Source organism: Endozoicomonas sp. SESOKO4 (genome assembly GCF_024606275.1).
In genome coordinates, this window is record NZ_JAHHPS010000100.1 from 1 (window position 1) to 1,539 (window position 1,539).

Annotated in this window: 2 protein-coding genes; both read left to right on the plus strand. The window is 42.9% G+C overall.

Annotated elements, in window-relative coordinates:
• A partial coding sequence (locus KDK16_RS01745; protein WP_257274385.1) for a hypothetical protein occupies positions 1 to 448 on the plus strand: 448 nt, incomplete at its 5' end.
• 212 nt (positions 449 to 660) lie between these two features.
• On the plus strand, positions 661 to 1,539 hold an 879-nt coding region (locus KDK16_RS01750), incomplete at its 3' end, for a hypothetical protein (protein ID WP_257274386.1).

Consider the following 1,539-nt stretch of genomic DNA (forward strand, 5'->3'; position numbering starts at 1 on the left):
GGTTGATGAAAAAGTCATCCATTTAGAGAAGCTTTTGAGGGAAGCTGATTGTCGTGCAACAGAGATGCAGCGAGACCTCAATAAAATCAAGGAAGAAAAAGCTAAAGAATCCAAAGAGGTTGAGTCTCTGAACGAACGCTTAGCAGCGTATCAACTTTACACAGATAATGAGCTGGAATACAGAAAAAAAACCTGTGCTGAAAAAGAGAAACAATCCAAACGGATTGAGTCTCTGGAGAAACTTGTAGGAGCCTATCAAAGTCGCTTGGCTGCTAATCACGATAGCAAAGGCGAAGCCTGGGATGAACAAGAGAAGCAATCCAGACAATGGGATGCCGACAGGGCGGCGATGGAAAGAGAGATTGAAACCCTGAGGGCTAAACTCAGAGCACTCTCAATGGATGAACAGACGACAGAGACTGGAGCTGCATTGGATGGGGGTCGTTGATAGTCAAATAGTTGTGAATTTTTTAACGTTGCAAAAGGAGTATTATAATGGCAAATCCATCAAACGCAGCAATCCCAGCAAACGTAACTGACCCGGGTGTTCGGGTCAAAGATGATAGGTCCGGCCGCCATTCCGGCAGTGTTGCGGAATATTCATTATATCAATGCAGAGTTCTTATAGATCCATTACGCAAGATGCGCAGTGGGATCACTGTGGAAAAGTTACCTGAACCCCCTTCGCCGTGCCATCTTTTGAGTGATTTTAAATGTTTGGACCGTCGGACGGTGTTAGCCTATCCATCCCTGGAGGATAGTACCGAGGACATGCCAACCTTTTTACGCAGGATTAACGCAGCCAATGGTTATGGAGTCTGGGCTGAACTGGCACATATGGATGAGCAAAGAAGGGCTTATTACCATCATCTCTGCCAGCTTCACAGTCAGCTCGGTGAATCACTGAATGCTGCTCGGCAGGTTGAAAACTCATTAGAAAACGATATTTCCCTCCATAGAAAAAATAGAGCGTTTGAGGCAGCGGACCAGCCATTCAGAACCCTTCAAACTAATAAATTAGTCACACAATTAGAAGACCAACTGAAGGTATCCAGACTTCGTTCAACCAAGATGCAGAAAGAGCTTGAAGAAGCTCGAATAGAAAGAAAAAAGATTGAAGCTGACCTTTGCAATACCCAAGATGGAAAAAGTGTGAGCGTCGAAGAGTTTCAGAAATTGACGCAGGATTTAGTACAAGCCCGTCGCGATCAGAATACCTTAAAAAAAATACGAGAACAAAATGATGAACAATCCAGAAAGGTTAAAAAGCTGAAGGAAGATAATTATGAACAATACATAGAACTCAGGAAGCTGAATCAGAAGTTATTAGAAGCTGGTCGTTCCTCAGATAAACAGCAGCTTGACTTAAAAGAAATGCAAAAAGAAAACGATTTGTTATCCAGACGGGTTGCAAGTCTGGAGTTGGATTTAGAAGTAGTTCGTCGTTGTTCAGATGCTCATCTAAGTCTCTTTAATAAAATGTGGGAAGAAAAAGTTCAACAATCCAGACGATCGAGCCAGCGTGAGAATGAGTTATAT